This is a genomic window from Bacillus sp. YC2 (assembly GCF_019891195.1).
In the GTDB taxonomy this organism is placed as follows: domain Bacteria; phylum Bacillota; class Bacilli; order Bacillales; family Bacillaceae; genus Bacillus.
Window position 1 is genome coordinate 14,152 of sequence record NZ_JAHXDO010000014.1, and the last position, 13,982, is coordinate 28,133.

Genomic DNA, 13,982 nt, shown 5'->3' on the forward strand with positions numbered 1-13,982 from the left:
TTAATCTTCCCCAATATAAGTGTAAGAATGAACTTTTCTTTGTTATGCTGCAGCGTAACAATTGTTTCGAATCATTAAAAACAAACTGAATAATTTGACAATCCTTATCTCTCTTCTAATCAATGATTGATATAATTTTCTTATCATTAGCTTGGGAGGTTACATTTTTATGAAACCACGGATTACAGTAATCACTTTAGGCGTAGATAATCTAGAAAAATCGCTGCACTTCTATCGAGATGGACTGGGTCTGCCTACAGAAGGAATAGTTGGTAAAGAATTTGAACATGGCGCGGTTGCCTTTTTTGACTTACAAACAGGACTAAAACTTGCCATTTGGGATCGCAAAGACATCGCACATGAAACAAAAGTTACTTTAACTGCACCAAGCCCTGCCGAATTTACATTAGGACATAATGTTAATAGTAAAGCTGAAGTCGATAAAGTAATGGAACAGGCAAAACAGGCAGGAGCAACTATAACTGATCCCGCTCATGATACTTTTTGGGGCGGATACTCGGGTCACTTCCAAGACCCCGATGGGCACTTATGGGAAATAGTTTGGAATCCGCACTGGGATACAATTGAATAACCAAATTTCAATCTAAAAAAGGCTGGCGAAAATTTTCGTCAGCCTAATCTTTGATATTCTAGATTTTCTCATATCCGCTTTCCATATATGATATAACGCTTTGGAGCATTACCGATATATGAAAAGGGATAGCAAGTTGTAAGAATAAGCTCCTCTTTGTTATGCTCAGCGTAATGATAGACGTATCTGTTTGGTCTGCGATTTTTGTTTTGTCTATTTCATATGAAAAACTTCCATATGGCAGCTTAACCTTTAATTGATCACCTTTTTCAGTTCTCCCTTTCGGCGGAAGACGGTATCTCGATGACCCGATAACACAATCTGCCCGTTTTCATCCGGATAATAACTGCCTTTGTAGTGGCCGACTCCTTTTTCCAAATCATCCGCATCCGTTCCCTCTACAATCGAAAGCTCTGCGTTGATTTTCGGAATCTCCAGAATGCCAACCGCCTCTCCGAACTTAGGCTTACATCCTTCTTTTTTTGAGCCTCGGCTTTTTCCAGAAGGGCTTTTTAGTGCAAGTTTAGCCTCACTTAGTCCTATGACTGATGTCCATCACTTTCCAGACTCCGTAACCTGTAAAAATGAGTAAATGATTAATATTTGAAGCCATTCATTACACTCATTTGCATCATTTCAGGCAAAACGGGAACTGTTTTTAGGCGATAAAATCACTGAAAAACTGCTGCACTATGCACATGTTACTAATGCCACCTCTGTTAAAATATAGCCGAGATATCCCCCACACCCGTTTCATCACATCGTTTTATGCGTTCTCCAATTTCATCACGGACTAACCGGAAGGTGTTCCTTTTTTGCTTTCCTTCTGCTTTTACAAAGGGCATTTTTCTGCCGCATCACCGCATAATGCGGACCTATTTTCTTCATCTCTTTAACAGTATTGGGGTTTCATCCAGGTGCTTCTATTCCAGTTCTATAAACTTCCCGCTCGTCACCTGCATACTGTTTAGCCCACTCTTCAGCCATTTGGCTTCGGCAGGATCTTTTTTAAATTTAGACTAATGCCGTCTCCATTTACAGTACCTGGGAATATCATGAAAATAGGTTGAACAATTGAATTCAGGAGGAGAAAAATTATATGGAAGACATGGACATGAATCCATCGAATCTTTGCAGAGAATTTGCCAAGATTCTTCATTCAACACCTAGTGTTGTAAATGGTGTTTGTTTGGCTACAAGATCACGGACTAACATTCATCCAGTAGTATTGGGAAGAAAAGCTGAAGCATTTACGTTTATTCCCCAAGCATTTTCGTTCGAAAGCATGGATCAGGAAGGCAGGGCTTTATGTCTGGGCGAAACAGTTATACTTCAAAAAGAAATTAACCCGTTTATGAGTAAGCTTCGTGAACATGGCATTAAAGTAACCGCTGTCCATAATCATTGGCTGTTTGATAAACCTCGCCTTATGTATATGCATTTCGAATCAATCGATAAACCGCTCAGCTTTGCAAGAAAAGTCAGAGATGCTATGAGAGTTTTAATTACAGAAAGTGTCCGTGCTAAATCAAGTACCGATGATCAAATGATCGAAGCTACCGGCCTTTGTGATGAATTTAATGATATTCTTGGCGGCACAATGCATACATTTGAAAATGGTATTTGTACAGTGATGAAATCTCGTACCAATATTAAACCAATTGTCCTCGGAAGGCCCGGAAGATCATTCCTGCTTATTCCTCAAATGTTTACATTTGAATCGATGACAAGTGATGGCCGCGCTCTTTGCAGCGGAGAAACTGTTATTCTTCAAAAAGAAATCAATCCATTTATTAGTAAGCTCCGCGAATATGGTATTATCGTAACTGCTGTTCATAATCACTGGCTGTTTGATAAACCGCGCCTTATGTTTATACATTTCGAGTCAGTCGATAAACCGCTTGACTTTGCAAGAAAGGTGAGAAAAGCTTTAAGGGTGCTTACCACTGAAGAAGTCCGGGGTTAACACATTTTAACATTTATATCTTTGTCGGTTTTAACCTTAATACCGTTAAAAGAGCGATTCGAAAAATTGCTCTTTTTTTCATTTAAGGGTAACCTTTTCTCCTTTTCCCTAATTATTTTAAGCTATCATGTTTATTCCGCATTAGGCGCTGCAGAGCTTCCAGCCTCCGGTCACCAATATGCGGCTTCTGCAGATGAGCAGAAAGACTTCTAAGACCGATGGTTTCTTCAACTCAGCAGGCATTATCTGTAAGTCAGTCAGCAGTTAATCCAGCTATTTGGGATGCTGCCTTACGAGCTTCGCATTCAGCCAGAGAAGTACGACAGAAGGTTGCACAAACAGTGAGCCAAGGATCTTCCTACTAAAAAACAAAAAGAGACTGCTGGTGAGCTGGATGAATGATTATAACGAGTGAAGCAGTAAATTTCAAAAAGAAAAAAGGATATAAAAAAATACCAGAGGTCCTCAATAAAGTAAAAGCTTATTACCAGTTACAACGCCCTGTCATTTTGGATGGAAAGATCATATTGAGGATCATCTTGAAAGAAGCAAAAAACCTTACGGGAACACCATTTCAGCTGCAATTAGCTCTGAAAGAGGTGTTTCCTACACTCAGTATGGTTTCTGAAGAGGCAAACTTTTAAGCGGCATTATGGGACCAGATTACTCAGTCCAAAATTGAAAAAAAGGGTGTAAAAAAGAAGCTGGTTAATGTCAATCTTAAAAACAATCCTCAGCTTCTTTTGTTACATTTTAAAATTATTTATTGCCAACCATCAATTTGCATCCCAGGCCAATAAACACTATTCCTGAGAATTTATTGAGAATACTATTGAATTTCTTATTATCTTTTAGTGTTTTTGTTGCCAAAGTCGAAAAGTATGTTACGAACATGTACCACAATAAAACTATAGCAGCGAAGGCAGACCCTAATAGCAGAAATGACAATGACACTGATTGGCCTGATGTTGACGCAAACTGAGGTAAAAATGATAAATAGAACAGAATGTTTTTAGGGTTGGCGATGTTTGTAATAACCCCTTGCATATAGTGTTTTTTAAGCGTTTCGTTAGCTGTATTCTTTAAGCTTATGCCATCACCTTTTTTCAGAAAAGCTTTAACACCAAGGTAAATCAAATATAGCCCGCCGACAATTTTAATAGCAGTAAACAGGACAACGGACTGTGCTAAGATAATAGACAATCCGATAGTAGAGAGTATTGTGTGTACAAATGCACCGCTTGCAACACCAGCAGATGCAGCAAAGCCGCTTGCTCTGCCGTTTGAGATACTTCTGCTCAGGACAAACATAGCATCTATACCAGGTGTAGCTATAAAGACAAACGATGATAATAAAAACAAAGGGAAATCATGAATTCCAAACATATTTCTCAACTCCTAGAATTTCTTAAAACGCAACTTTTATTCCACTCATCAGCTTACATCCATGCGAATGTTATCATTATATTCAAAAGCTGCCTCATGAAAAAGTGACAATTTTTCATTTTATTATGAGGTCAGTTGAAGGAAATATGGCTTTACCTGTTTTAATAATCATTGGTGAAGCAATGTATAATAAATCAAAAAAAGCTTCAAAGCTGGCAATTTGTCAGCCAAACGCATTTCGTTTCACCACATATTTATAGTTTCTAAGCGCCCTCTTGACGAGCATTCAAAAACAAACCCGAAGCGTTCAATCTTTATGATCATCTCCTCCCCAGTAAACAAAAAGAAACTGCCGATAAGCTCGATGATAGGCAGTACACTTCGAAAAGAAAAGAGGACATAAAAAAATACCAGGGGCATACAACCCTTGGTATCATTGATGCAGCCGAGAGGACTTGAACCTCTGCGGGTTATTCACCCACTAGGCCCTCAATAAAGAGATACTGTATTATGAGTTGTAAAAGCCTATAATATCAGCGTTTGTTTATTTTGAATATGAGTGTTTACCATTATTCATTCTAATTTGAGAGTAAAAATGGAGTAGTGTTTTTCATTGCCAGACAGCTAATGATATGTCACTGGTGTCATGTCTGTTAGAATAACCAAATATACATAATCAACTTGCATATGTACTCTGAACTTAAAAATAATGTAACTAAAGGACAAATAAAAAAAGGAACTCAGTTGAATTCCTTTGTATTGTCTTTAGTTTAAACTAATAATAGATAAAGCCGCTCCTTTTGCTCCCCCACTGCCTTACCTTAAAGTGGCTTTTTAAAATTTATATTATGTGTCATGAAACTAATTGTGCATTTGTGATGGAGATTTATCGAAACACTTTAACCTTTTAGTTATTTGATGATGAATTACCTTTTTATTTACTATTTAAATATTTTTTACTCCAATCGCCCATACTATCAAGTATAGGAATAAAACTTTGCCCCAAAGGTGTTAACGAGTATTCTACTTTGGGAGGCACTTCTTTATAGACTTCTCTGTGAACCATTTGGTCATCTTCCAATTCTCTCAACTGACGTGTCAGTATTCCTTTTGAAATATTAGGTAACAACCTTTGAAGTTCATTAAATCTTCTTGTTTGTGTGCTTAAATGCCATAGAATAATAATTTTCCATTTTCCTGCAATTATGTCTTGAGCTTGTGTAACTGGACAAACTTCTATTTGTTCCTCTGGCGGTTCACCAACGAACCAACTTCGTGCCATAATAAATACCTCTCTTTCTTAATGGTGCTATTTTTGTGACTATGTTATAAAAAAATGACTACTTTTTAAAAAACGCCTAATACTATAATATATGATTATGCTTAATAATTAAACAAAAAGATTGGAGAGATAAATAATGAAATTATTAGTAACAGGAGCAACAGGAAAATTTGGCACCAAAGTTGTAGAGACTTTATTAAAGACTGCACCAGCCAGTCAACTGGCTATCAGTGTTCGTAATCCAGAGAAAGCGAAAGGCTTGCAGGCTCGTGGAGTAGAAGTTCGACATGGAGATTTTGATTATCCAGAAACATTGGATTCTGCTTTTGCAGGAATTGAACGCTTATTAATTATTTCTGCGGATGGAGACAATGAAACAAGAATCCGTCAGCATGCCAATGCGGTAGCTGCAGCAGAGCGTGCAGGAGTTAAATTTATTGCGTATACCAGTGTAGCAAATGCACAAGAAAGTACAAATTTATTCGCACCAACGCATAAGGCAACTGAGGAAGCGATTAAGAAAACAGGCATTCCTTTTTCCTTCTTGCGTAATAATTGGTACTTAGAGAATGAAATTCCAAGCATTCAAAGTGTCTTAGCAGGAGCTCCTTGGGTGACATCAGCGGGAAATGGAAAAGTAGGGTGGGCATTACAACAAGATTATGCCGAAGTAGCAGCTGCAGTATTATCTGAAAATGGACATGAAAATACCATTTATGAGCTTTCTGGTAAGCCTTTGACTCAGGAAGAATTTGTTTCTGTCCTTGGGAATTTACTGGGCAAAGAAGTACCTATTCAACAAGTAGATGATGCTACTTATACCGATATTATGAAGGCTGCTGGCATACAAGATTTCGTTATTCCAATACTTGTTGACATCCAAAGAAGCATTCGAGAAGACTCATTAGATTTCGAGAGTAATGATTTCGAAAAAGTTCTTGGTCGTCCAGCTACGCCAATCAAAGAGGCACTTACTCAAATTTTAAATGGAATTACCCAAAATTAATAATTGAACTGAATCGACCTTATTTATCCTAAATAGGGCCGGCTTTTTTATTACGTTTACAAAAAACTAGGGATAGATGCAATTCCCTAGTTTTTCTTATTTGTAAACAAACCTGCCCAGTTAGTTGAAGAAAAAAGGGGAAACGTTGTTCTCCCTCAACACAAATGTTTCCAGTATCTATTCACCATCGGTTTTCCTACTCACCAGTGTAGCCATATATCTTAGATTAACTAAAAATAGGATAGCCTTTCGACTATTCTACTTCTCTACTAATCTCTAAGACATCTATATTACCTTTCAAATCAGATATTAAGTTTAGTCTTTTCGAATTCTTCACCCCAATCCCTCATAACTAAAATTAGTGGCTTTAAGCTCTCTCCTAATTTTGTTAAAGAATATTCAACTTTCGGAGGAATCTGTTTATAGATTTCACGATGTATAATTCCGTCACCTTCTAATTCTCTTAATTGGAGTGTTAACATTCGTTGTGTTGCATCTGGAAGAAGTTTTCTTAATTCATTAAACCTTCTTGGACCGGAAAGAAGGTGGTATAAGATAAGCGCTTTCCACTTACCTCCTATAACATTAACTGTTACAGCAACAGGACATGCTGATTTATCCGGACAGACTTTATTACTCATCTTTATCCCCTCTTTCTTAAGTATAAAAATTGATACTATAATACAAATTTGTTTCTATACCACAAAAATGTGCGTTCTTACCATAAAAATATAATTCATTTATGATAGGAGATGCAAGAAACAATATGAATAAAAAAGGAGCGTCTAATATGGGTTCAAAGCTTTTTTCTCCATTCTATATTAAGGATATGAAACTTAAAAACCGTATTGTTATGTCTCCAATGTGTATGTACTCAGCAAATGAAGAAGGCAAAGTTTCTGATTTTCATAGAGTACACTACGCTAGCAGAGCTTTGGGACAAGTAGGTTTAATTATGACTGAATCACTTGCTGTAACTGCAAATGGAAGAATAGCCATGGGCGATTTAGGCATTTGGGATGACTCTCAAATACAAGGATTGAAAGAGCTAACCAGCCTGCTTCACTCTTTCGGTGCAAAAGTTGGTGCTCAAATTTCACACTCAGGTCGCAATTGTAACCTAGAAGGTGTAAAGCCTATTGCTCCTTCTGCAATACCATTTGATAAAAATTCAAAAATTCCTTTAGAAATGAGTAGGGATGGTATAAAACAAGTGATTCAAGCCTTTAGAAACGCTGCACGTCGGGTACGGGAAGCTAATTTTGATGTTCTTGAAATTCATACCGCCCATGGTTACTTATTAAATGAGTTTCTTTCTCCTCTTTCCAACAAACGTAAAGATGAATATGGAGGCAGTAAAGAAAAACGTTATCAAATTTTAGAGGAAATCATAAATGAAGTGAAGAAAGAATGGAAAGGACCGCTTTTTGTTCGTATTTCTAGTACTGACTATAAAGAAGGCGGAAACACTCCAGACACATTTATTTATTTTGGAAAACGCCTGAAAGAACAGGGAGTGGATTTGATTGATTGTAGTTCAGGAGGCATTGCCCCAGTATCAGTCGAGTCATACCCAAATTATCAAGTTCCAGCTGCTGAGAAAATAAAAAATGAAGTTGGAATAGCTACAGGAGCCGTCGGACTTATTACAACAGGCACACAAGCAGAAGAAATTCTTACAAATAATCGAGCTGATCTAATATTTATCGGGAGAGAATTATTAAAGAAGCCATTCTGGCCAAGAGAAGCAGCAGAAGAATTAAATGAACAAATTGAAACACCAGTGCAATATACTCGCCATGGTTCAGTATGGATATAATATTTTATAAGAGCAACCTAATAGGTTTGCTCTTTTTCTTTTAATAAAATTATAATTACTAAAATTATTATATTTAAATAATTTATTCACTGTCATTTCCAATAATATTACTTGCATGGAATTGACGGCATTAAGAAGCCCCCAATTAGCTAGCCTCCTTTTTGTGCAATAATGATTTGTTGGTGACACGTCATGGGGCATAAATAAAAACACACCTAAATTTTCTGGTGTGTTTCAGAAAGGTCCTCAATATTGTAAATCCATATCACTTGTAATGAAAGCTTATTTTCATTACAATTTCTTACTTCACTTTTATCATTTCTATACGTTTGTATGAATTGTGGTTGAAGCAAAAGATTATAAAGAATTGAAAAATAAAATGATAAAGCTAAGAAAAGCATGTACGGCTATTGCTGATCTGGATGACAGTGAGTTCTCTGGCAAGGCACTTTATCACGACCATATTGGTGTCACTGATCAATGGCAGGCCTCTTTCCTCGATATTAGGGATAAAGCCTTCTAAACTTGTTTTATTATTTCACTGTCAACTTGACAGGGGCAGCAGCCGAAGGATGGCAATCAAGATGATGTTTAGGATACAGTTCAAAACTCAGGTGTTTATTTTGTTTTATAAAATGAATAAACCATTTAACGAGATGGTGGTATGCTTTGTGGAAAACAAAATAAATTTTCGGGATCATATTTCGCCTTTATTTTTCGAAGCCTTGCAAAGTTTGCGCCATAATATTCTTTTCCGAAATTTTCAATATTCTGGTCTGGAACATTAACATATGAACCTGCTACATATGGTTTCATCAGCTGACGCACTCTTTCAACTGATGCAAGATTTGAAGCTTCTTGTGATTTATTTTTCCAACTAGCCGTCCATTCTGTATAAAACAATGGATGGCGCCAAAAAAAGGCTGTTTCGTCTTTAGGTACTCGGCTTATAGCACCGCCCCAATTTATAAAAAAGAAATTGGAGTCTGTTCCAGTGGCCTCTTCCAAAAATTTTCTCATGATTGAAATGGGTTCATCAGGCCAAAGATCATGTCCCCAGGCCGAGGAGAATTTAACACTCTGATCATTTCTGCCAGGGATGGGTTCATCAGGGTCTAAGAAATCTATAGCATCTGGATAGTATAATGTTTTGATATCTGTTCGTGTTGGAGTCCCAGCATTTAATAAAGGTTTTAATAATTTAATCAGCTCAGTCTTTGAACCGAGGAAAATTCCTTCTGCATGACACAAACCATTTACTTTGCTGTAAATCTCAAGGTAGCATCCTAATCGTTCATCTACAAACGGCGCCCATTTTTGCCAAGCTTTAAATACCGTTTCTAATTGTTCCCACGGCCAAATAATATTGAAGACGGTTGCAGTTTTAGGGGCACTACGAACTTTGAAAGTATATTGAGTGTTATATCCAAAATTACCTCCGCCGCCACCTCTAGAAGCCCATAGTAAATCCTCATTGCAAGAATGATTTGCATGAATAATCCTGCCTTTTGCATCTACCATTTTCAGTGCGAGAAGGTTATCACTTATAAGGCCAATCGATCGGGAGAGTACTCCAAATCCGCCGCCCATCGTAATTCCTCCGATTCCAACTGTTGGGCTATCTCCAAACGGAGCCATAAAACCTTCTCGAGCTAATCCTTTTACAAGCGGGCCGACGTGAATGCCAGTTTGAACGGTTGCAATCGCGTTTTTTTCATCTAAGAAAACTTTATTCATGTCACTCACATCAATAACGATTCCTCCACTTACTACTGAAAGGTTCTTATCTAGAGCATGGCGGCCACTTCTGACACGCAAGGGCACATTATTCTCACGAGCCCATTTAATAGCATTACTTACATCGTATGAATTTTGTGCAAAAACAAAGACTAGAGGACAAACATCAACATAAGGGTTCCAATTCTTAATTGCCTGTGTATAGCCGGGGTCCCCTTTGAAGATTACATGCCCTGTTAACTGTGTTGATCCCATATATTTCACTCCCAATAAACATTTGATTCCGATACTAGTATATGTAGGGTTTGGACAAATTCTTAGACGAATCATCTACTAACTTAAAAATATATATACGCTAAGGCCAAAGCTTTTACAGAATTAATCATTCTTATCGCTGTCCAATACTGACTGCGGAAGTGCCATTGAAATAAGTTCCCAACCAACAATAGCTTTTGAGCAATCTTCCTGGTTGATCCTTCAACAAGAATCTTTTTTTCTTATAGTTTTTGTAGCCATGTGAAAATTTTCTTTTAGGATAAAAAGAAAAGAGCGATTCAAAATGTGAAAATACATATTGAATCGCATGATTTAGATTATTTAAAAAATCTTAATAAAAATTAATATTTATTTTTTCTTCTTATATTTACATTTGCAAACAAGTTCTCTCTCTTTCTTATGTTTGTTACATTCTCGTGCTGCTAATCTTTCTGCTGCAGCTTCTGCTTCTGCTGCTCTTGCTCTTGCCTCTGCTTCTGCTGCAGCTCTTGCTCTTGCCTCTGCTTCTGCTGCGGCTTCTGCTCTTGCTGTTTCTGCTGCTCTTGCTCTTGCTTCTGCAGCTTCTGCTCTTGCTTCTGCTTTTGCCGCTTTTGCTCTTGCTTCTTCTAATCTTAGTGCTTCTTCTTCCTTCCCATCAAAATCATGGCCTAAGTTACAGCCACAGTTCTGAGGAACGTACCGTTGATCTTCACCTTCGTCATAATAGTAATTAGACATTACTATCACTCCTTTTAATATTTTTTATCTCTACATATTATGTATATAAAAAATTGTAGCTTGGACTATTACTTTGATTAACCAACACATTTAAAGGCGATTTTTCAATTACAACAACAAGAAAATATAAATTTACTGGTCCATTTATCTTAATTTCATTCTTATTTTCAATAGTATAAAAAACGCTGAAGATCGATAAACCGAACAATGTTCAGTACAAGAGGTATTCATTCATCGATGCGGCCGAGAGGACTTGAAACCTTCACGGGTTATTCACCCACTAGGCCTCAACATTGTAAAACCATTGTGCCCATATAGATCAGCAAACATGTCATTGATGCCAAGTCATGAATTCCTAAAGGAGATTTAATAACTCATTTTCAATGAAAAACTGATCCATGTTAATTAGTCGAGATTTCAGGAATACGACACGTTCCCTATTGTTTTAATGTTGTTTTTGCTTGATATAATTTTTTAAAAAAGTTATTGACACCAAAAATACGACCATGTTATTATTAAATATTTGATTAAAAAACGGATATATGGTAATCTTAAGAAGGTTACCATATATGGAGGTGGATTATATGTTTCAAATTGGCGATAACATTGTTTATCCAATGCACGGAGCAGGTATAATTGAAGCCATAGAAGAAAAAGAATTCTTAGGGGAAAAACAACAGTATTATGTCATAAAAATGTCAATCAGTAATATGCAGGTTATGATCCCAACGCGTAAAATCTTGAGTTCAAGTATACGGCCAGTTACTGATATCCTTGCATTAAAACACATTATGCACATTTTTCAGCATGGAGAATCAGATAGGTTACTTCCGTGGAAACAAAGGTTTAAAGTAAACACGAATAAAATAAAAACGGGTGAAATCCAAGAAGGCGCTGAAGTTGTACGTGATTTAATGCGTATGAAGAAAGAAAAAGCACTGAATGCAAGCGAAAAAAAAATGTTGGATAATGCATATGAATTTTTGATTAGTGAACTGGAAGTAATTAAAGGAATCACTGAAAATCAAATAAAAAGTTTTTGTTAAGGTTAATTACAGATTATATATTGCACTCCAAAAAATATCCTGAATTTTTCGGGAATTAAAAGTGAATCATTTTAATGACGTTCAACTTCTTCAACTTACTTTTAGAACATTAACCTCTTTTGTTATTCCTACAATCTAATCCATTTTTATTTTTAAAATTTCTTCTGCGAACATTTGAAGTTTTAATAAAAAACTCGATAAAATAGTCACTTGATTTTGTAATCCTGATTCACACTGGCACGGACAAGGAGCCGTAAGGATGAAAGAGAGGCAGGGCTTTCATTGTTTTAGGTACTAAGTGATTATTTCTAGAATCAATCTCACCTCTATCTTTAAGAATTTCTTATATCCTCTGCGACAGTTAATTGTTTATTTTCTTTTCATAAAAGAGATACACGAGTTGGTAACATCTAAATATATGATCAACGATAAAAAATGACGTAATTTCTAGAACCAGAAACCATAAATAATGAGATTAAATGAAAAAATTAAAGTTGGTGGAATTTTTGCAGATGGCCCAGCTGTTATTTTAATACCTAAAAATTGTTGAATGAACGAAGAAAAGGATGATTCTTTACGAAAAAGGATGATCCTTTTTGTTTACCGCTAGTAATAATAGGATATACATAAATTTCATCTGATGTGATGGATTAAAAGGAAGGAGAGTGTCGGAATAATCATGGATTGCTTCTATAAAATAAAAATAGCGCCAACTTTATTTAATAGAAATCGGTACTGCTTTTAGCGGATGGCACACGACACATTTACGTTGGCTATCTTTTTTGAATTTCGTAAATGTTTTTGCTTCCTCGCTAAATAGATTAGTCCCGAACTGCGGCTGCCCAGCATTTGGAACAGGAAAAGAAAAGATCTTCTGATAAACTTTCAATCAGAGGTTATCTGAAAATGGTTGGTAGGACTTGAGATTGTGAAGTCTTGCACTTAAATTAACGGGCAGGTTCATGAAAAACGAAAGAAGATAATGTAGTTGCATTCGAAAAGAAAAATAAATAATTTATATACATTCCGCATTTTGGCAATCCAGTATGTTATACTGTAAACAAACCTTTGAAGTGTTAAATCTTTTTCTATTACCTTTTACCATCGCCCTGCTCGAACCTTGAGCAGGGTTTTTTATTGAATATTATACAGAGAACATAAAAAAACAGGCCCTATATAAGAGCCTGTTTGTATAAACGATTGAAGATTAAGCAGCTTTTTGAACGTTAGCAGCTTGAGCTCCGCGAGCACCTTGCTCAACGTCAAACGTTACTTTTTGACCTTCGTCTAAAGATTTGAATCCGTCACCTTGGATTGCAGAGAAGTGTACGAATACATCGTCTCCATTTTCACGTTCGATAAAGCCAAAACCTTTTTCTGCATTAAACCATTTAACTGTACCTTGTTCCATTTTTTTTGCCTCCTAGTGCGTTACCACACATTGTATTACTATCCTTGCCCAAAGTATCATCAAGACGAAAGTCGATATTCATACTATCCTTTACACGAACAAAAATAATTCTTCTTTATCATAGCACGAAACGGAAATAATTGCAAATTGTTTTATTCATGGCGTTATTTGTTTAAACGTGTGGATAACAGTGCAGAAGCGGTAAGCAAAATTAGAAATGTCAATCATTCTGCATCGAATTTATAACATATCTAAGAGACCTATTAATAACTATGGTTTGAAAACACTGTGAAAATGAATCACGAGTGTCTTCAAACCTTTTTCTTTGCTTAATAGTACTTCATTATTGATTGTTAAAGATTTCTTTAAAAAGCTCAGCTGTTTCTTGTTCAGGTGCAAGATATTCTTTTAGTAGCAGGGCTGTTCACTGGTAAAGCTTTGTTTCTGCAAATGTTTCCAAACGATCATTCATGGTATATCCCCATTTTTACGGTATTATTTCCTTCACTTGTAATGTTTGTTCCTCAAACAATCAATGTTTACGGTCTAAATAAACCGATTCCCATAGGGGAGCACGGAGAGAGTTTAGCCCGATAAAGAGCTGGGTATAATCTTCATACGTCTTTTGTATCCCGGCTGGCTCTGCTAATAAAGATTTAACCGGGATGGAAATCAATTTATAAATTTCAATAATTTAACATACGATAGGAAAGATACTTATTATATATGGTGTATGACGCTGGG

Annotated in this window: 13 protein-coding genes and 3 pseudogenes; 7 read left to right on the plus strand and 9 right to left on the minus strand. The window is 36.3% G+C overall.

The genetic code is table 11. The features are described from left to right. The first annotated feature begins 169 nt into the window (after window positions 1-169). Window positions 170-592 (plus strand): VOC family protein, encoded by a 423-nt coding sequence (locus KY305_RS17335; RefSeq protein ID WP_223063599.1) that lies wholly within the window; start codon window positions 170-172, stop codon window positions 590-592. 68 nt (window positions 593-660) lie between these two features. Here KY305_RS17335 and KY305_RS17340 read toward each other — a convergent pair. Together KY305_RS17340 and KY305_RS20150 are read right to left on the minus strand one after the other, a co-directional pair. Next, window positions 661-1,205, minus strand: a pseudogene (locus KY305_RS17340) (class D sortase). Window positions 1,206-1,311: 106 nt separating this feature from the next. Then, window positions 1,312-1,579 (minus strand): annotated as a pseudogene (locus KY305_RS20150) (low molecular weight phosphatase family protein). Between the two features lie 112 nt (window positions 1,580-1,691). On the opposite strand from KY305_RS20150, the gene KY305_RS17345 reads away from it, so the two are divergent. Both KY305_RS17345 and KY305_RS17350 read left to right on the plus strand, forming a co-directional pair. Beyond that, window positions 1,692-2,558 carry a DUF1259 domain-containing protein gene (locus KY305_RS17345; RefSeq protein ID WP_223063600.1) on the plus strand — a complete coding sequence of 289 codons (867 nt, stop codon included), beginning with the start codon at window positions 1,692-1,694 and terminating at the stop codon, window positions 2,556-2,558. Between the two features lie 398 nt (window positions 2,559-2,956). After that, window positions 2,957-3,202: a hypothetical protein gene (locus KY305_RS17350; protein WP_223063601.1), complete on the plus strand. Its 246-nt coding sequence runs from the start codon at window positions 2,957-2,959 to the stop codon at window positions 3,200-3,202. A gap of 115 nt (window positions 3,203-3,317) precedes the next feature. Here the strand turns inward: KY305_RS17350 and KY305_RS17355 are convergent, their stop codons facing one another. Both KY305_RS17355 and KY305_RS17360 read right to left on the minus strand, forming a co-directional pair. Further along, window positions 3,318-3,944, minus strand: a complete 627-nt coding sequence (locus tag KY305_RS17355; protein ID WP_223063602.1) for a LysE family translocator — start codon at window positions 3,942-3,944, stop codon at window positions 3,318-3,320. A gap of 934 nt (window positions 3,945-4,878) precedes the next feature. Beyond that, the gene (locus KY305_RS17360) at window positions 4,879-5,226 is read right to left on the minus strand and encodes a winged helix-turn-helix transcriptional regulator (protein WP_223063603.1); all 348 of its coding nucleotides are present in this window, start codon (window positions 5,224-5,226) and stop codon (window positions 4,879-4,881) included. Window positions 5,227-5,362: 136 nt separating this feature from the next. Between KY305_RS17360 and KY305_RS17365 the strand changes: the two genes are divergently transcribed. Then, on the plus strand, window positions 5,363-6,232 hold the full coding sequence (locus KY305_RS17365; RefSeq protein ID WP_223063604.1) for an SDR family oxidoreductase: 870 nt from the start codon (window positions 5,363-5,365) through the stop codon (window positions 6,230-6,232). A gap of 302 nt (window positions 6,233-6,534) precedes the next feature. Here the strand turns inward: KY305_RS17365 and KY305_RS17370 are convergent, their stop codons facing one another. Next, window positions 6,535-6,873, minus strand: a complete 339-nt coding sequence (locus tag KY305_RS17370; protein ID WP_223063605.1) for a winged helix-turn-helix transcriptional regulator — start codon at window positions 6,871-6,873, stop codon at window positions 6,535-6,537. Window positions 6,874-7,022: 149 nt separating this feature from the next. Between KY305_RS17370 and namA the strand changes: the two genes are divergently transcribed. Together namA and KY305_RS17380 are read left to right on the plus strand one after the other, a co-directional pair. Continuing rightward, complete coding sequence (gene namA / locus KY305_RS17375) at window positions 7,023-8,051, plus strand: NADPH dehydrogenase NamA (RefSeq protein ID WP_223063655.1); 1,029 nt, start codon at window positions 7,023-7,025, stop codon at window positions 8,049-8,051. 337 nt (window positions 8,052-8,388) lie between these two features. Then, window positions 8,389-8,535 (plus strand): annotated as a pseudogene (locus tag KY305_RS17380) (hypothetical protein); the annotation flags it as partial. Window positions 8,536-8,699: 164 nt separating this feature from the next. On the opposite strand, the gene KY305_RS17385 reads toward KY305_RS17380, so the two are convergent. After that, window positions 8,700-10,043: an FAD-binding oxidoreductase gene (locus KY305_RS17385; RefSeq protein WP_223063606.1), complete on the minus strand. Its 1,344-nt coding sequence runs from the start codon at window positions 10,041-10,043 to the stop codon at window positions 8,700-8,702. A gap of 369 nt (window positions 10,044-10,412) precedes the next feature. Further along, a complete protein-coding gene (locus tag KY305_RS17390) occupies window positions 10,413-10,781 on the minus strand; it encodes a hypothetical protein (RefSeq protein WP_223063607.1) in 369 nt (122 codons plus the stop codon). 584 nt (window positions 10,782-11,365) lie between these two features. Here KY305_RS17390 and KY305_RS17395 point away from each other — a divergent pair. Beyond that, on the plus strand, window positions 11,366-11,827 hold the full coding sequence (locus tag KY305_RS17395; RefSeq protein ID WP_223063608.1) for a CarD family transcriptional regulator: 462 nt from the start codon (window positions 11,366-11,368) through the stop codon (window positions 11,825-11,827). Window positions 11,828-13,034: 1,207 nt separating this feature from the next. On the opposite strand, the gene cspC is transcribed toward KY305_RS17395, so the two are convergent. Both cspC and KY305_RS20415 read right to left on the minus strand, forming a co-directional pair. Further along, window positions 13,035-13,238, minus strand: coding sequence for a cold shock protein CspC (gene cspC, locus KY305_RS17400; protein WP_010333136.1), 204 nt, complete (start codon window positions 13,236-13,238; stop codon window positions 13,035-13,037). A gap of 532 nt (window positions 13,239-13,770) precedes the next feature. Continuing rightward, complete coding sequence (locus KY305_RS20415) at window positions 13,771-13,914, minus strand: molecular chaperone TorD family protein (protein ID WP_223063609.1); 144 nt, start codon at window positions 13,912-13,914, stop codon at window positions 13,771-13,773. Window positions 13,915-13,982: the final 68 nt, after the last annotated feature.